The 16054-nt window shown below is 60.1% G+C and carries 13 protein-coding genes and 1 riboswitch; of the genes, 5 read left to right on the forward strand and 8 right to left on the reverse strand.

Annotated elements, in window-relative coordinates; genetic code table 11:
* Positions 1 to 33: 33 nt before the first annotated feature.
* The 4 genes from HS961_RS10105 (at position 34) to HS961_RS10120 (ending at position 6535) form a co-directional block, all read left to right on the forward strand.
* Positions 34 to 2829 (forward strand): RHS repeat-associated core domain-containing protein, encoded by a 2796-nt coding sequence (locus tag HS961_RS10105; protein WP_182327592.1) that lies wholly within the window; start codon positions 34 to 36, stop codon positions 2827 to 2829.
* 612 nt (positions 2830 to 3441) lie between these two features.
* A riboswitch (yybP-ykoY riboswitch) is annotated at positions 3442 to 3609 on the forward strand.
* 15 nt (positions 3610 to 3624) lie between these two features.
* Positions 3625 to 4194, forward strand: coding sequence for a manganese efflux pump MntP (gene mntP / locus HS961_RS10110; protein WP_182327593.1), 570 nt, complete (start codon positions 3625 to 3627; stop codon positions 4192 to 4194).
* 442 nt (positions 4195 to 4636) lie between these two features.
* On the forward strand, positions 4637 to 5632 hold the full coding sequence (locus tag HS961_RS10115) for a DUF808 domain-containing protein (protein WP_182327595.1): 996 nt from the start codon (positions 4637 to 4639) through the stop codon (positions 5630 to 5632).
* 291 nt (positions 5633 to 5923) lie between these two features.
* Entirely contained in the window at positions 5924 to 6535 is a 612-nt protein-coding gene (locus tag HS961_RS10120; protein ID WP_182327597.1) for an OmpW/AlkL family protein, read from the forward strand.
* 96 nt (positions 6536 to 6631) lie between these two features.
* Here HS961_RS10120 and HS961_RS10125 read toward each other — a convergent pair whose 3' ends face one another.
* A complete protein-coding gene (locus HS961_RS10125) occupies positions 6632 to 7915 on the reverse strand; it encodes an O-acetylhomoserine aminocarboxypropyltransferase/cysteine synthase family protein (RefSeq protein ID WP_182327599.1) in 1284 nt (427 codons plus the stop codon).
* Between the two features lie 97 nt (positions 7916 to 8012).
* A complete protein-coding gene (locus tag HS961_RS10130; RefSeq protein ID WP_182327601.1) occupies positions 8013 to 9122 on the reverse strand; it encodes a YeiH family protein in 1110 nt (369 codons plus the stop codon).
* A gap of 170 nt (positions 9123 to 9292) precedes the next feature.
* On the opposite strand from HS961_RS10130, the gene HS961_RS10135 reads away from it, so the two are divergent.
* Complete coding sequence (locus HS961_RS10135) at positions 9293 to 10192, forward strand: LysR family transcriptional regulator (protein ID WP_182327603.1); 900 nt, start codon at positions 9293 to 9295, stop codon at positions 10190 to 10192.
* Positions 10193 to 10201: 9 nt separating this feature from the next.
* Here the strand turns inward: HS961_RS10135 and HS961_RS10140 are convergent, their stop codons facing one another.
* The 6 genes from HS961_RS10140 to cyoB form a co-directional block, all read right to left on the reverse strand.
* On the reverse strand, positions 10202 to 10744 hold the full coding sequence (locus HS961_RS10140; RefSeq protein WP_182327606.1) for a response regulator transcription factor: 543 nt from the start codon (positions 10742 to 10744) through the stop codon (positions 10202 to 10204).
* The gene (locus HS961_RS10145) at positions 10707 to 12008 is read right to left on the reverse strand and encodes an ATP-binding protein (protein WP_238347881.1); all 1302 of its coding nucleotides are present in this window, start codon (positions 12006 to 12008) and stop codon (positions 10707 to 10709) included. Before HS961_RS10145 ends, HS961_RS10140 begins: the two co-directional genes overlap by 38 nt.
* A gap of 143 nt (positions 12009 to 12151) precedes the next feature.
* Positions 12152 to 12907 (reverse strand): SURF1 family protein, encoded by a 756-nt coding sequence (locus HS961_RS10150; RefSeq protein ID WP_182328213.1) that lies wholly within the window; start codon positions 12905 to 12907, stop codon positions 12152 to 12154.
* Between the two features lie 69 nt (positions 12908 to 12976).
* Entirely contained in the window at positions 12977 to 13408 is a 432-nt protein-coding gene (cyoD, locus tag HS961_RS10155) for a cytochrome o ubiquinol oxidase subunit IV (protein ID WP_182327607.1), read from the reverse strand.
* On the reverse strand, positions 13409 to 14032 hold the full coding sequence (gene cyoC / locus HS961_RS10160; RefSeq protein WP_182327608.1) for a cytochrome o ubiquinol oxidase subunit III: 624 nt from the start codon (positions 14030 to 14032) through the stop codon (positions 13409 to 13411). It abuts the gene before it with no gap.
* Complete coding sequence (gene cyoB / locus HS961_RS10165; protein ID WP_182327609.1) at positions 14025 to 16028, reverse strand: cytochrome o ubiquinol oxidase subunit I; 2004 nt, start codon at positions 16026 to 16028, stop codon at positions 14025 to 14027. Before cyoB ends, cyoC begins: the two co-directional genes overlap by 8 nt.
* Between the last annotated feature and the right edge of the window lie 26 nt (positions 16029 to 16054).

The raw sequence follows: 16054 nt of genomic DNA on the forward strand, positions 1-16054 counted from the left end.
ACTAACCATCGATCGTTTTCGATTGGAGATCTTATGTCCGGAAAGCCCGCAGCCCGCATCGATGACAAGGTCAAATACGCACGGATCGTCACCGGTTCCAGGACGGTTCTGATCGGCACTCAAGGCGGTGTCGCATGCTCCGTCTGCCCCGGCGGCAAGGCAGAGAGCAAAGAGGATGGCAAGGGCATTGGCAACCCCGTCAATGCGCAGCTCGGCGCCAAAGTGTTGTCTGGGTCTTCTGACTTGGACTTCGCATTGCCAGGCGCGATGCCCATCATCTGGCAGCGCCAGTACAGCAGCTATGTCAACGCGCAGCACGGCGGCCATTGCGGGGTGTTGGGCTATGGCTGGGGCCTTCCAACAGATTTGCGCATCAAGGTAGAAGCTAGCGCCACCTTGCTGCATGACAGCCAGGGCCGAACTATCACATTTGATGCGCTTGCGGCGGGTGAATCCATTTACAGCCCCAGCGAAGATATCTGGCTGCTGCGCTCGGGCAGGCATCCGGGCAATTTGTCTAACGATCTGGCTGCCATGACGGCGCCCGCCAAGTTCAACGAGCGCGGCGCAGCAGATAGCTTTGAAGCCCCGCCGCCGCACAGCCAGCAGGCGCCCTTGTGGTGGCAGGGGCGCTTTTCTTGGATTCGGCGCGATATGGCTTGCGGGGATTTGATGATCCTGGCGGCCAATGGGAGCGGGGACACGGTCTGGGTGTTTGGTCCCGCCAACTGGCAGGCGATTGAAGCGGCGCGCAAGGCGATGAAGGCGCAAAAGGCTGAAGGCAAACCAGTCACGGTCGAGGAACCGGACATCGATTCAAACTGGATTCCGCTGGGCAAGGTGGACCGGCTGGGCCGCTCCCAGCGCTACTTCTGGTCTGCGGTTTTGGGCCAGGAACGCATCACCACCATCGACGATGGCGTGGGCCGTGGCTACGAGCTGCATTACACACAAGCGATTGCAGCGCAAGATGCCCAGCACTACACCCATGCAGATGGCAACTTCTTCTGGCAAGCCGACAGCCGCTTTGCGTACGACGGGGCAGGACGCCTGACCGGCGCCCACACGCCGCATGCCGGATCGCAACGCTGGCAATTCGACCCCGCAGGCAACCGCCTGCCCATCGCAGGCCCCGAGACTAAGCCCGCAACCCCAGACGCCATCACCGGCCACCTCAACGAAACCGACCGCCTGCGCGCCCAGCAACGTGCGGCCACCCAAGCCAACCCCATCACCAAAGAGCAACTGCTGCGCAGCGACTTCAATCCACTGCAGGCGGACCCTGACCCCGCACACAACCAGCCTGTACAAACTAGCAAACGCTGGGCCGGCAACCGCGTGGCGTATTACGAGAATCAGGAAGACGCGAGCAGCGCAGGCGCAAAAATCCACTACCAGTACGACAGCCGAGGCAATCGCACACAAAGCTTGGATGAGGAGACAGGCCGCAAGCTGGAGCTGACGTATGACAGCGGAAACCAACTGGTGCAGGTAGTCGTCACAGAAAACGAAAAACAGACCGGCCAGCAGTATCGCTACGACGCGTTTGGGCGGCGGCTAGTCAAATACTACATACGCGCCAACTCAGCAGCGGGCGATTTAGGCGAAACAGACTACTTCGGCTGGGATGGCGACCGCTTGATCCACACCGAGCGGTTCAACAGCGCGAACGTGAGAGACAACGACGGCGCAGCCCAACCCGAAGTCATCCACACCATCTACGAGCCTGGGTCGTTCACTCCGCTCGTCCAGCTGCGCAGAGCCAGCAAAGCCGCCCCCGATCTGGCCGAAGAGCTCCTCGCACAAATCCAACCCGGCATCGCGCAAGACGCGCTGCGCTCCATGTTCACGGACCTCAGCGCCACAACAGCGCGCATCAACGAGAACATCGGCAAGCTGGGCATCAGTGGCGAAGTGCAGCAGTTCATGCGCCAACAGCTCCACGAGTTTGAGCAGGCCGTCAAAACCCAGCGCGAAGAAGCGGCGAAAAAGGTAGAGATCCGCCACTACCTCTGCGACCACCTGGGGACGCCCAACGCCTTGATCCGGGAAGACAGCCGGCTGGACTGGGCAGTGCAATTAGACGCTTGGGGGAATGTGCGGGTGGAGCATAACCCGGGTGAGCTGTACCAGCCGATTCGGCTGCCGGGGCAGCATGCGGATGGGGATACGGGGCTTTATTACAACCGGCATCGGTATTATGACTCCACTGGGGGTTGCTATGTAAACCAAGACCCCATTCATTTATTAGGGGGGAATAATTTTTTCATGTATCCGTTAAATCCTCTTCAGTATGTGGATCATTTGGGGTTGCATGCATCTCAAAAAGGATTTTATGTTCACCAAAATGCAACCCTTCAGGTTCTCGGTGGGGAAATCGGATACTTAAAAGGAGTGTCTATCATAAACAAAGGTCAAGTGTGGGCAGATTCGGGAATTAATCAGACGGCAGATAAGTCATTTATGCATGCCATGAGTAATGGCGATGCAAGGCAGTCATCCGGTGATGCATGCGCGCAATCAAATGACTTCCTAAAAATTGTTGGTCAAGCAGCTATAGATGAAAAAACTAAGGGTAACAACTACGAATCTCTTTTCCTTTTTGGAGTTGCACTGCACGTAATGCAAGATTCAACCTCTGCTCAACATGCCGGATTTCAACCTTGGTCAGATAGTGTGCCATGGTATGACTTATGGGGACATGCTCTTAACGAATTGAAAATGCCTGTGGAAGGTCATCCGTTATATAGGGTAACAGAGAATGCATGGCAGGCTTACAAAAATAATAATGTTGCAGGACTTAAAATAGGATGCAAATGCGAAAAATAATATTTTTATTAATTGGATTAATGGATTTTAATGCTGTTGCGTCTGGTGATCCGTTGGTTGCGGTAATGGGGGTAGGGTCAATAATCCTGTGGCTATTTGCAATATTTTTGCAATTTTTCATAAAATCCAGCAAAAAAGGTAAGATTTTATCTGCATTGAATTTATGTTTGGGGTTGGTGATTTTTTTATTTCTCGTTAGTCTTCCTTATGGCTACAAAACATATTTGATTGGTACCCTAATTATGGTCATGCCAATTTTTTTCGGAATTGTAAATCTATTTATATTGAGAGTTTTAAGGTGAGTGAGTGCAGGCAGCTCCGAAGCTGGCTATAATAATTATCTGGTTCGGTTTGGAATAATTGGAATGAATCCAGTAAAAACAAAAGCTCGTAAATCTTTCGTGGCCGCTGAGCATCGTTGTAACCACTACTTAAGTGGCTTCGAAACGCTCCATTGCGCAATCACAGCCGTGGTTCTGCGCACGGGGTATCTGGCTGGGATGGTTTCCGATTTCTCACGCGCAGAGACAGAAATGCGATCCATTTCTAATGAGCTTGGCGCCCTTGGGGCCATGCGCCCCGAAGCGCTGCGCAGCGTTTAGACTGCGGGCTCCCTTGGGGAGTAGCCTGCTTCCGCGCTGGAAGCGTCTGCGTCAACATACTCGGCATTTCGCATGCTGTGGCGCAGACATCCGTTCTTCGGTTGGCGAGACCATCGGCATGTCAGCACGACTTGGGTCGGGCAGTGGTGGCGTGCCGTTGTGCTCATGCCCGACCGTCCTAGAAGAACTCCCGATGAACGCTGCTTCCATCACCCTGTTGGCGCTTGCCATGTCTACCGATGCCTTTGCCGCCGCGATTGGCAAAGGATCCGCTCTTGTCAAACCCCGTTGGTCGGAGGCGCTGCGCACCGGCCTGATTTTTGGCGTCATCGAGGCCATCACGCCGCTGGTGGGCTGGGCACTAGGCTATGCCGCTTCCGATTATGTAAAGGCCTGGGACCACTGGATTGCGTTTGTGCTGCTCTTGGTGCTGGGTGGCCGCATGGTGCTGGGCGCTTTCAAAAGCGCTGATGAGCCCGAGATGAGCCGGCCGGCGCGGCATGGTTTCTGGCTGCTGGTGGCGACGGGCTTTGCGACCAGTATTGATGCGATGGCGGTGGGTGTGGGCCTGGCCTTCCTGGATGTGAACATCACCCTGGTGGCGCTCAGCATCGGCTTTGCGACCTTTGCGATGGTGACCTTGGGGGTTATGGTGGGGCGCCTGCTGGGCAATATCACCGGCCGCTGGGCAGAGGCGGTGGGTGGCGTGGTGCTGATCGCGATTGGCTCGCTGATTCTGTACGAGCACATGGTCGCGGTTTAAAAACCAAAGCCCTCTGCGGTTGTCACGGCAGAGGGCTTGAAGTGTTGCCCTGTAGGCGCATTGCTACAGGCGAAACAAAGCCCCGCAGAGCGGGGCTAAAGTGAGAGAGATCAGTGGGCTTGCAATCGATGCGGGCGCCGGGTTTTTAGTTCTGGCTCAACCGCTGGCAAGCTGCGCTGGTATCAGAAGCGGGCAGGAGCACGCTTACGGTCACGTTCGTCTTCAGGCCAAATAGCAAACACTTCAGTCATTTCAGTCCTTTCACCTTTCTGGTGTAGATGGGTGTACAACGGGCGGCGCGCTGAAGTTGTTGACAAGGCCTACATAAAGTTTTGTGAACAACATCCAACAAAACGTAGAAATCACCGTTTTACGGGGCCTGACACGGCATTGCTTTGTGAAATCGCTATGATTTGCCACCGAATTTGATAGGGAGTGCGTAATGGCTGGTGCTGGTTTGTTGATGTTGCTCGATGATATTGCGACTTTGCTCGACGATGTTGCGCTGATGACCAAGACGGCGGCGGGCAAAAGCACCGCCATCCTCGACGATGTGGCCACGCAGACCAAGGTAGCGGTACAAAAGACGGCGGGGGTGTTGGGCGATGACCTGGCGCTGAACGCCGAGCAGGTGACAGGCGTGAAGGCCAACCGCGAATTGCCGGTGGTTTGGGCCGTTGCCAAGGGCTCCATGAAGAACAAGGCCATTCTGGTACCGGCGGCGTTGCTGATCAGCGCATTTGCGCCTTGGCTGATCACGCCCCTGTTGATGCTGGGGGGCGCTTTTCTGTGCTTTGAAGGGGTGGAGAAGGTGCTGAGTCTGTTCCACAAGCCCAAGCAGGCCCACGATGCCGTGAAGGATTCGCAGCAGGCCGAGCAGATGGGCGTGGCGCCGTCGTCGGTCAAGGCGGCGAGCGAAAAGAACATGGACCCGGTGGCCTATGAAAAAGCCAAGGTGGCCGGCGCCGTGCGGACCGACTTTATTCTGTCGGCAGAAATCATGGCGATTGCCTTGGGCACCGTGGCCAGCAAGCCCCTGTGGGAGCAGTTTGCCGTGCTGGTCGCTGTGGCGCTGGCGATTACCGTGTTTGTCTACGGCCTGGTAGCCGGCATTGTGCGCATGGACGATGTGGGCATGTGGCTGATGCGCAAGTCCAGCGCTGCTGCCAAGGCCTTTGGCCGGGGCCTGATTGCCTTCACGCCCTGGTTGATGCGCGGCCTGTCGATTGTGGGAACCGCCGCCATGTTCATGGTGGGAGGCAGCTTGCTGGTGCATGGCATCGGCCCGATTGAGCACTGGCTGGAGAGCACCGTGGCCCCCATGGGCGGCGTGGTGGCCTTGCTGGCGCCCACCCTCGTACACGTGGTCGTTGGTGCTGCTATCGGCGGCTTGGTGGTGCTGGCGGTGGAGGCCTGGCACAAGGTACGCGGGCACTGAGCGCAAGGCATCGCGGATAGCTGCTGACCACGCCCCTGGGGCGCGGTCTAGCAAACCATAGAAGGCGGCATCGCAACAGCGGGCCGCCTTTTTTTCATTGCTTGTTTTGTCTCGTTGATCTGGGTCAGGGCTGTCTGGCCCGCATCGGAAGAAGATGCAAAGCATGGATGCCAGAGAGGGATCTGCAGCTGGTGAGGTGGCTTTGGGCGCCGGGCAGCTGCAGGCGGACTTTGGGCCCATCCAGCTACTTTTCAATCCATGCGAGCAAGATCGCAGTGAGGGCAAATGACGATGAAAAAAATGATATTGGCAGCAGCGGCTGTCTGTGCAATGACTTCGGGTGCGGCGATGGCGCAGGAGGCGCAAAGCCCTTGGCAAGTGCGTTTGCGTGCGGTGCATCTGGACAGCGCCAACAAGGATTCCACCGGCCTGGGTCTGTCGATCAACGACAAGACCATTCCTGAAGTGGATGTGACCTATTTCTTCACGCCCAATATCGCGGCTGAATTGGTGCTGACCTACCCACAAAAGCACGATCTGCGCTCGGACGGCGCCAAGATCGGCTCGCTCAAGCACCTGCCTCCCAGCCTGCTGGCACAGTACCACTTCACCAACATGGGTGCGTTCAAGCCCTACCTGGGCGCGGGCGTGAACTACACGCGTTTCTCGAACGTGAACTTTGCCCCTGCGGTAGAGGCCGCGCTGGATCCATCGATCAAGAAGAACAGCTTTGGCGCTGCGCTGCAAATCGGCTTTGACTACATGCTCGACAAGAACTGGTCCATCAATGTGGACGTGAAGAAGGTCTACATCAAGACCGATGTGCGCTCGGCAGGCACCAAGGTGGGGACCTTCAAGGTCGATCCTTGGTTGCTGGGCGTGGGCGTCGGCTACCGTTTCTAAACGCGATTAGAACCCACTCCTGGTGAGCCAGGAATCAAAGAGCACCGTGATTGAGCCGCTTATTCCAAGCGGCTCTTTTTTATGCGCGACGGACCGTCAGACCTTGGCCAGTGCCTGCTCCAGATCGGCCAGCAGGTCATCGACATGCTCGATGCCGATGGACAGGCGCACCATCCCTTCGCTCACCCCTGCTTTTTCCAGCTCGGCGCTGTCCAATTGGCGGTGGGTGGTGGAGGCCGGGTGCGTGGCCAGCGACTTGGCTTCGCCAATATTGACCAGGCGGGTGAACAGCTGTAGCGCATCCAGAAAGCGGGCACCAGCCGCGCGGCCTTCGCCATCGGCGGCGTTCAGGCTGAAGGACAGAATGCCCGAGGCGCGGCCACCCGACTGCTTTTGCAGAATGGCATGGTCCGGGTGGTCGGGCAGGCCTGCATAGCGCACCCAGGCGACCTTAGGGTGTTTTTGCAGGGTCTCGGCAATGGTTTGCGTGTTCTCGCAGATGCGGTCCATGCGCAAGGCCAGGGTCTCGATACCTTGCAGGATCTGGAAGGCGTTCTGCGGCGAAATGGCCGCGCCCATATTGCGCAAGGGCACGACGCGCGCGCGGCCAATGTAGGCCGCTGGGCCCAGCGCTTCGGTGTAGACCACACCGTGGTAGCTCACATCGGGCTCGTTGAGGCGTTTAAAGCGTGCCTTGTGCTCCGCCCAGGGGAACTTGCCGCTATCAACAATCGCGCCGCCCACGCTGGTGCCATGGCCACCCAGGTACTTGGTGAGCGAGTGCACGACGATGTCGGCGCCATGCTCGATGGGGCGCAGCAGGTAGGGCGAGGGCACTGTGTTGTCCACGATCAGCGGCACGCCATGGCGATGCGCCACATCGGCCAGCGCGCGGATGTCGGTCACATTGCCCAGCGGGTTGCCGATGGATTCGATGAACACAGCCTTGGTCTTGTCATCGATCAAGGCGCCAAAGCTGGCCGGGTCGCGCGGATCGGCAAAGCGCACTTCGATGCCTTGCTGCGGAAAGGTGTGGGCAAACAGGTTGTAGGTGCCGCCATACAAGGTGCTGGCCGAGACGATGTTGTCACCCGCTTCGGCCAACGTCTGGATGGCGGCGGTGATCGCTGCCATGCCTGATGCCAGCGCCAGCGCGGCAATGCCGCCTTCGAGCGCGGCCACGCGCTTTTCCAGCACATCGGTGGTTGGGTTCATGATGCGGGTGTAGATATTGCCCGGCACCTTCAGGTCAAACAAGTCCGCCCCATGCTGTGCGCTGTCAAAAGCGTAGGCCACCGTTTGGTAGATGGGTACCGCCGCAGCCTTGGTGGTCGGGTCGGGCGAATAGCCTGCGTGAACGGCCAATGTCTCGATGCGCATGGTGTTGGAGTCCTTTTTGTTGGCGGAAATATGCCTCCCGGTTGTAACAGCTTTGCGCATTGGGTCAACGATTTTTTGGGTATGTGCTTATGAGGTCTCAGAGCGCTGAGATCCCTCCAATCCAGGTATTGACCGCGAGCCCGCCCAGCACCAGCCAGACAAACAGCACCAGCCCCAGCAGCAAGGGCTTGATGCCGGCAGCCCGGACCGAGCGCACATGGGTGGTGAGGCCCAGCCCGGCCATGGCCATCGTCAGCAGCGCGTTGTCCCACTGCACGCCCACGGCCAGCGCCTGTGCGGGGATGATGCCTATCGAGTGGATGCCAGCGACGGCGACAAAGCCCAAGGCAAACCAGGGAATGGTGATCTGGCGGGCCTGCACGGCGCCGCTGGCGGCGGGCTGCGGGGCCGATGCATCACTGCCAGGCCGCTTGGCCAGCCACAGCGACAGCGCAATCAGAAATGGGGCTAGCATCATCACCCGCACCATCTTGGCCACAACGGCGGTATCGGCCGCGCTGCTGCTGATGGCGCCGCCAGCGGCCACCACCTGGGCGACCTCGTGCACGGTAGAGCCCACCCAGAGGCCATAGCCGGCCTCGCTCATCTGCAGGCTGGGAGCGAGCCACGGGTAGAGCACCGGGTACAGAAAAGTGGCCAGGGTGCCAAAGACGACCACGGTAGCAATAGCCACCGCCACATCATCCGCCCGCGCCTTGGCCACCGGCGCGGTGGCCAGCACCGCCGCTGCGCCGCAGATCGCGCTGCCGGCACCCACCAGGATGCTCGTGCGCGCATCCAGCCCTAGCCAGCGCTGGCCCAGCCACTGGGCCAGCACAAAGGTGCTGCAGAGCATGAGCGCATCCACCAAGACGCCGGGGGCGCCGACGGCTGCTATGTCTTGGAAGGTCAGGCGCAGGCCATACAGGATGATGCCCAGGCGCAGCAGTTGCTGCTTGGACAGGCCCACCCCCGCAGCAGCCGGTGCCTGTACCCAGCCATAGACGGTATTGCCCACCAGCATGCCGATGACGATAGCCACCGTGAGTGCGCTCAGCCCATGGTTGCCGAACCAGGGCAGGGCCGCCAGGCTGCTGGCCAGCCAGGCAATGGCCGCGCACAGCAGCAGGCCGGGCGCCAGGCGTTTGGTCAGGTCAAGCCAGTGGCTGCTGCGCAATTGGGAAAGGGAAGGGGTGGCGAGTGACATGGGGCGTTCCAAATGCCCTAGCAAGGCCAAAAAAACGGCGGTCTGCTGAGCGATATGGGGTCACTATAGAAATTATTCTTATATCTGTATAACTGATTGTTTGGTTATGATCTATCGATAAAATAGGTAGGTAATTTTCTTTCAACCTAAACAGCGGTCGACGTTTCACCATGCTCCATCTCAGCCTGCGCCAGTGGGAGGTTTTTTGCGCAATCGCCCAAAGCGGCAGCACGGTTGCGGCCGCGCAGGCGATTGGCCTGTCGCAGTCGGCAGTCAGCGCCGCCTTGCAACAGCTGGAGGCGGGGCTGGGCGCGCAGCTGTTTGCGCGCAGTGGCAAGCGGCTGATGCTCAATGACTTGGGGCGCAGCCTGTGGCCGCAAGCGCAGGCCTTGTTGGAGCTGGCGGTGCAGCTGGAGCAGGCGACACAGCAGACGGAACCCTCGGCACCCGTGGTGCTGCGGCTGGCGGCCAGCACCACCATTGCCAACCATGTGCTGCCCGCCATCCTGACGGACTTTATGCAGCGCTATGCCCAGGTGCAGTTTGAGGTGGTGATTGGCAATACCCGCGAGGTGGCAGATGCGGTGGGCGAGGCCAGTGTGGACCTGGGCTTTATCGAAGGAGTAAGCCACTGGCCGGCGCTGCAGGCGCTGCCCTGGCGGGAGGATGAACTGGTGCTGATCGCAGCGCCTAGCCATGCGCTGGTGGCAGAGGCTGGTCACAGCCCGGTGACTGCCCAGCAGTTGGGCAACTGCCGCTGGTTGCTGCGCGAAGAGGGCTCAGGCACGCGCGAGGCGGTGGAATACACCGTGCTTTCGCAGCTGCAAGCCTGGCCGGTGGCGGCGGTGCTGGGCAGCTCGGAAGCGATTTGCACAGCGGTTGCCCGGGGGGCGGGTATCAGCTGCCTGTCGCGGGTGATTGCGCATCCCTGGATTGAGCGCGGCGAGCTGGCGGTGCTGCACAGCCTGCTGCCGCCGATGCGGCGCCAGTTTTCGCTGCTGCAGCGCCAGGGTAAGCAGCGCTCGCCGCTGTTGCAGGCCTTGGTGCAGGCCTGTGAGGACGCTGCCTGAATCCCTTGCTTAGCGGACGTGCTGCTTTTCGAGCTTGCGCGCCAAGGTGCGGCGGTGCATGCCCAGGCGGCGTGCGGTTTCGGAGATATTGAAGCCGGTCTCCGCCAGGGTCTCGTGGATCTTTTCCCACTCCAGCGTTTTGATCGAGGTGGTGGCAGCGGTCAGGTCCACATCGATCGTGCCTTCCACCCGGCTAAAGGCGGCTTCGATGTCGTCGGTGTTCGACGGCTTGGCAAGGTAGTGGCAAGCGCCCAGCTTAATGGCCTCGACGGCAGTGGCAATGCTGGCGTAGCCGGTGAGCACCACAATCAGCGCCTCGGGGTTTTGCGCATGCAGCAGCTGCACGCAAGACAGGCCCGATGCATGGCCGGCCAGCTTCAGGTCCATCACCGCGTAATGCGGGCGCTCGGTCTGCAGCAGCTGCGCCACTTCTTCGGCGCTGCTGGCATGCAGCACGCGGTAGCCACGCCGCTCAAAGGAGCGGCGCAGGGTGCGGGCAAAGGCGGCATCGTCTTCAACCAGGAGTAAGAGGCGTTCTGGGGTGGGCGTCATGGTGTGGTTCATCATCCAGGGCAATGGAGGCCAGCGGCAAGCTGATGCGGACAGCGGCGCCGCCGCCCAGGTGCTGCTCGCGGTTGCGGGCCTCGACCTGGCCGCCCAGCGAGCGGGCCACGTTCATCACCAAAAACAGGCCCAGGCCGCCGCCGGGGCGTTGCTTGGTGGATTGGTAGGGCTTGCCCAGATGGGCCAGGATCTCGCCTTTGAAGCCCGGGCCATTGTCGGTGACCTGCAGCACCAGCTGGGCCTCGTCCTGCGCCGGGCATTCCACAACCAGCTGGACAAAGCCGGGCGAGGCTTCCAGCGCATTGTCCAGCACATTGAAAATCATCTGTTGCAACGAGGTATCCGAGATGATCGGCACATCGTGCGCCACCTGCTTGCGGTAGACAAAATTGCTGGGCTGGCGGTGGCTTTGCCATTGCGCGGCCACCCGGTTCATAAAGGTGACCAGGGTGGTGCTCTCGGGCGCATCGCCCCGGGTCTCGCCGGCGGACAGCAGCACGCCGGTGACGATGGATTTGCAGCGCTGCACCTGGTGCTCCATCTCACGCAGATCGTCCATCATCTCCGCATCCTGCGCGATGGAGGGCATGCGCTGCCAATCGCCCAGAATCACCGCCAGGGTGGACAGCGGCGTGCCCAGCTCATGGGCGGCGCCGCTGGCCAGCAGGCCCATGCGCACAATGTGCTCTTCCTCGGCCGCCTGCTGGCGCAAATCGGCCAAGCGCGTATCGCGCAGCTGCAGGTTGGACATGATGCGGTTGATGAAGGACACCAGCAAGATGGCGTTGAGCCCAAAGCTGATCAGCAGCCCCAGCAGGTAGAGCGCATGCATGGCACCGCTGCGGTGGCTCATGATTTGCAGCGGCTGGTAGAAAAAGGCCAGCGCCACGGCGCAGCAGCCGGTGACCACCACAATGCCCCAAGCGTAGAAGGGCTTGAGCAGCACGGCCCCCAAGGTGACCTGTAGCAGGAACAAGGTGATGAAGGGGTTGTTGGCACCGCCGCTCAGGTAGAGCTGCAGGCTGAGCGCGGCCACATCGGCGAGCAGGGCTACAAACAGGTCGCTGGACGAGATATCGTGCTGGCGCCAACGCAGCCACCAGACGCAGATCAGGTTGGTGATGACCAAGCCGGCCAGCACAGCCAGCATCTCGCGCAAGGGCAGGTAGATATCAAAACCCCAGTGGACCAGCGAGATGGTGACCACCTGGCCGACCACCGCCAGCCAGCGCAGCTGGATGAGCAGCTGCATGTTTTGGCGGTCGGTGGTGTGGGTAACCTGAAAAGGGGAGGGGATGGACAGTGGCACGCTGCGATTGTGCCGCAGATGGCAGGCCTTGCGTCTGCCATTGGTACCGGCGCTGGGCAGCGCCGGTAACCCCTTTGAACAGGTTCTTAGGCCACGTGCTTGCGTTTGCGCACCACCAGCCAGGTGGCGCCCACCACCATCAGTGCCAGGCCATACCAGGTCAGTGCATAGACCAGGTGGTTGTTGACAAAGCGCACTTGCGTGAGACCGGCGCGCGGCCATTGCTGGCTTTGCAGATCACTGGCGCTGCTGCGCTTTTGCTCGCCCACCGGCTCGGCGCTGCCATCGGGCAGGCCCGCGTCGATAAAGAAAGGCGCCGCCTGTGCCAGACCTTGGGCCTGCGCAATGGCCTGAACATCGCGGGAGAACCAGCGCTGGTTCTGCGGGTCGTTGTCGCGCAGAAAGCCGCCCTTGGGCTCGGTCGCGCGCAGTAGGCCGGTCACGCTGACCTCGCCGGTCGGCGTAGCGGCTGCCAACTGCGGGCCGCCTGCCCAGTCGCGGCGCAGGGTGTCGGGCACAAAGCCACGGTTGACCAAGACCTGGCTGCCATCGGCTTGCTGCAGGGGGGTCAGCACCCAAAAGCCGGAGCCCAGCGCCGTGGTGGCCTGGGTCAGCACGGTCTTGTCAGTCAGCCACTGGCCTTGCAGGCTGCTGGGCTGGTACTCCAGCGCCTTGGCATCCAGCTGCGGCCAGCTGGCCATGGCGGGCAGGGGCTGGGGGGCGCTGTGCACCCGGCGCTCTACCCGGTCGATGAGATCGAGCTTCCATTGCAGGCGGTAAACCTGCCAGGTGCCCAATGCGATAAAGCCCAAAAACAAGGCGATGCCCACGGTCGCGAGCATCGCCTGAATGAATCCGGAATGCGCGGGCTTGCCGGCCGCATTCCGTTGCGTTTCGTTGGTCAAAACAGCTTAGTGGTTGGTATGGCCTTGGTCGGCAGCAGGTTGCTGCTGGGTCACGGCGGCCGGGTTGTGGTTGTGGCCAGGCATCATGTTGGTGTTCATGTGGTACATGACCCACAAGGTACCGGCCAGGGTCACCGCCACGAACACCAGGGTGAAGATGGTGGACATCAGGGTCCAGCCGCCTTCGACCTTACCGTTCATGTGCAGGAAGTAGACCATGTGCACGATGATCTGCACGACCGCGAAGAAGGCGATGACCGCCACGGTGGTGGTGCGGTTCTCGAACACATCGCCCATCACCACAGCGAAGGGAATAGCCGTCAGGATGATCGACAGGAAGAAGCCGATCATGTAGCCCGAGAAGGTGCTGTGCGGGCCGTCGTCATGACCGTGGTGGTCGTCGTGGCCGTGCGCGGCGTGGTTGTCTTGTGCGCTCATTTACAGCACTCCCATCAAATATACGAAGGAGAAAACGCCGATCCAGACCACGTCCAAGAAGTGCCAGAACATCGACAGGCACATCAGGCGGCGGTTGTTCTCGCGGGTCAGGCCGTGCTTGCCAATTTGCAGCAGCAGCACTACCAGCCACACCAGACCAAAGGTCACGTGCAGACCGTGGGTGCCCACCAGGGCAAAGAAGGCCGACATCGCAGCGCTGCTTTGCGGGCCAGCGCCCACGTGGATCAGGTGGTGGAACTCATAGAGTTCCACGCCCAGGAAACCAGCACCAAACAGGCCGGTGATGATCAGCCAGACGACGGTGCCCTTGACCGAGCCCTTTTGCTTGGCCAGCATGGCAAAGCCGAAGGTGATGGACGACAGCAGCAGCAAGGCGGTATTGATGGCCACCAAGCTCAGGTCGAACAGCTCGGCGCCACCAGCGCCGCCTGCATAGTTGCGGCCCAGCGCACCGTAGGTGGCGAACAGGGCTGCAAAGATCAGGCAGTCGCTCATCAGGTAGAGCCAGAAGCCCAGAGCGGTGCCATTTTCTACGTGCGGCTCTTCCTTGAGGAAGTAGTCACGGGTACCGGTCGCTCCGGCGAGGGTGTTGTGATTAGACATGGCGGGCCAACAGTTGGGTACGTTCTTCTTCGGTGGCTGCTACTTCGCTTGCAGGGATGTAGTAGTCACGCTTGTAGTTGAAGGTGTGGATGATCGCAACCAATACGATGGCGGCGAAGCTGATGCCAGCGATCCACCACATGTGCCAGATCATGGCGAAGCCGAAGACCAGGGCGATCATCGAGATCACGAAACCGGCGCCGGTGTTCTTGGGCATGTGGATGTCGCTGTAGTTGTCGAGCTTGCGCTTGAAGCCGTGCTTCTTCATGTCCCACCAGGCGTCGCTGTCATGCACCGCAGGGGTGAAGGCGAAGTTGTACTGAGGAGGAGGCGAGGATGTCGCCCATTCCAGGGTACGGCCATTCCAGCAGTCACCGGTCACGTCACGCAGCTCGTCACGCTTGAGGTAGCTGACGAACAACTGCACGAAGAAGCAGGCGATACCCAGTGCGATCAGCACGGCGCCGAAGGCCGCGACGATGAACCAGATTTGCAGCGAGGCGTCTTCGTAGTGGTTGACGCGGCGGGTCACGCCCATCAGGCCCAGCACATACAGCGGCGTGAAGGCCACCCAGAAACCGACGAACCAGAACCAGAACGATGCCTTGCCCCAGAACTCATCGAGGCGGTAGCCGAAAGCCTTGGGGTACCAGTAGTTGATACCGGCAAACACGGCAAACACGACGCCACCAATGATCACGTTGTGGAAGTGGGCAATCAGGAACAGCGAGTTGTGCAGCACAAAGTCAGCAGGCGGCACGGCCAGCAGCACACCGGTCATACCACCGATGGTGAAGGTCAGCATGAAGCCCACCGTCCACAGCATAGGCACGGTGAACTTGATGCGGCCACGGTACATCGTGAACAGCCAGTTGAAGATCTTGGCGCCGGTCGGGATCGAGATGATCATCGTCGTGATGCCGAAGAACGAGTTCACGCTGGCGCCGGAGCCCATGGTGAAGAAGTGGTGCAGCCACACCAGCCAGGACAGGATGGTGATACACACGGTCGCGTACACCATCGAGGTGTAGCCAAACAGACGCTTGCGCGAGAAGGTGGCGACGATTTCAGAGAACACGCCGAACGCAGGCAGGATCAGGATGTAAACCTCTGGGTGGCCCCAGATCCAGATCAGGTTCACGTACAGCATGGGGTTGCCGCCCAGCTCGTTGGTGAAGAAGTTGGTGCCGACGTAGCGGTCCAGGGTCATCAGCACCAGCACAGCGGTCAGGATCGGGAACGAGGCCACGATCAGCGCGTTGGTACACAGCGAGGTCCAGGTGAAGATAGGCATCTTCATCAGGTTCATGCCAGGTGCGCGCATCTTGATGATCGTCACGATCAGGTTGATACCGGACAGAGTGGTACCGACACCGGCAATCTGCAGCGCCCAGATGTAGTAATCCAGTCCGACGCCCGGGTGGTATTCACCCAGACCCGACAGAGCCAGCCAGCCCAGGGTGGAGAACTCACCAACGAACAGCGAGGCCATCACCAGCACGGCGCCGGAGGTGGTCATCCAGAAGCTGAAGTTGTTCAGGAACGGGAAGGCCACGTCACGCGCACCGATTTGCAGCGGCACCAGATAGTTCATCAGGCCGGTCACAAAAGGCATGGCCACGAAGAAGATCATGATCACGCCGTGGGCGGTGAAAATCTGATCGTAGTGGTGCGGGGGCAGGTAGCCCATCGATTCACCGGCGGCCAGGGCCTGCTGGCCACGCATCATGATTGCATCGGCAAAGCCGCGCAGGAACATGACCAGGCCCAGGATCATGTACATGATCCCGATGTTCTTGTGGTCGATGGAGCAGATCCAGTTCTTCCACAGCGGACCCCAAAGCTTGAACTTGGTGATACCGGCGAAGACGACGAGGCCGCCCAGGACCACGGCGATAAAGGTCCACAACACGATGGGCTCATGCACCATCGGTATGTCATTCCATGTCAGCCGCCCGAGGAGCGGGTCATGGCTTACGTTTGTAGCTACGGACATATTGAGTCTCTTTGAAAATTCTCGAT

The organism is Comamonas piscis (genome assembly GCF_014109725.1).
GTDB classification, from domain to species: Bacteria; Pseudomonadota; Gammaproteobacteria; order Burkholderiales; family Burkholderiaceae_C; genus Comamonas; species Comamonas piscis.

Excerpts from the sequence above, each read along its gene's own strand:
- HS961_RS10120 (WP_182327597.1), top strand. The coding sequence starts at position 5,924 with ATGAAAAAAATGATATTGGCAGCAGCGGCTGTCTGTGCAATGACTTCG.
- HS961_RS10125 (WP_182327599.1), bottom strand. The coding sequence starts at position 7,915 with ATGCGCATCGAGACATTGGCCGTTCACGCAGGCTATTCGCCCGACCCG.
- HS961_RS10115 (WP_182327595.1), top strand. The coding sequence starts at position 4,637 with ATGGCTGGTGCTGGTTTGTTGATGTTGCTCGATGATATTGCGACTTTG.
- cyoD (WP_182327607.1), bottom strand. The coding sequence starts at position 13,408 with ATGAGCGCACAAGACAACCACGCCGCGCACGGCCACGACGACCACCAC.
- HS961_RS10130 (WP_182327601.1), bottom strand. The coding sequence starts at position 9,122 with ATGTCACTCGCCACCCCTTCCCTTTCCCAATTGCGCAGCAGCCACTGG.
- cyoB (WP_182327609.1), bottom strand. The coding sequence starts at position 16,028 with ATGTCCGTAGCTACAAACGTAAGCCATGACCCGCTCCTCGGGCGGCTG.
- HS961_RS10135 (WP_182327603.1), top strand. The coding sequence starts at position 9,293 with ATGCTCCATCTCAGCCTGCGCCAGTGGGAGGTTTTTTGCGCAATCGCC.
- HS961_RS10150 (WP_182328213.1), bottom strand. The coding sequence starts at position 12,907 with ATGCTCGCGACCGTGGGCATCGCCTTGTTTTTGGGCTTTATCGCATTG.
- cyoC (WP_182327608.1), bottom strand. The coding sequence starts at position 14,032 with ATGTCTAATCACAACACCCTCGCCGGAGCGACCGGTACCCGTGACTAC.
- HS961_RS10105 (WP_182327592.1), top strand. The coding sequence starts at position 34 with ATGTCCGGAAAGCCCGCAGCCCGCATCGATGACAAGGTCAAATACGCA.
- mntP (WP_182327593.1), top strand. The coding sequence starts at position 3,625 with ATGAACGCTGCTTCCATCACCCTGTTGGCGCTTGCCATGTCTACCGAT.
- HS961_RS10140 (WP_182327606.1), bottom strand. The coding sequence starts at position 10,744 with ATGACGCCCACCCCAGAACGCCTCTTACTCCTGGTTGAAGACGATGCC.
- HS961_RS10145 (WP_238347881.1), bottom strand. The coding sequence starts at position 12,008 with ATGCAGCTGCTCATCCAGCTGCGCTGGCTGGCGGTGGTCGGCCAGGTG.